The sequence below is a fragment of the Paraburkholderia sp. SIMBA_054 genome (genome assembly GCF_046534875.1).
GTDB classification, from domain to species: domain Bacteria; phylum Pseudomonadota; class Gammaproteobacteria; order Burkholderiales; family Burkholderiaceae; genus Paraburkholderia; species Paraburkholderia hospita.
Genome location: NZ_JAWRXV010000897.1, coordinates 1 through 267, shown reverse-complemented (window position 1 = coordinate 267; position 267 = coordinate 1). Strand labels below are relative to the sequence as shown.

Here is a 267-nt window from a genome sequence, read left to right as displayed (position 1 = left end):
ACGCTCCGCGCAGCCTTCGACGGGAATCGCCATGGACGACAAAGAGACTATCGAGCTGCTCGACCGCATCCTCGCGCCGTGGGTCCGCGAACTGGCGCTCACGCCCGTCAAAGCCGATGCGGAAGGCGCCACGCTGCGCCTGCCTTTCGCCGGCGCGCTGCGGCATTCAGGCGGCGTGATTTGCGGCCAGGTGTTCATGGCCGCCGCCGACACCGCGATGATCGTGGCGATTTCCGCGGCGCTAGGTGGCTTCAAGCCGATGACCAC

General features: G+C 67.4%; 1 protein-coding gene. It reads left to right on the top strand.

Translation table 11 applies throughout. The features are described 5' to 3' along the window. Window positions 1-31 precede the first annotated feature (31 nt). The coding region (locus tag SB822_RS57725; RefSeq protein WP_410859188.1) for a PaaI family thioesterase at window positions 32-267 on the top strand (236 nt) is incomplete at its 3' end.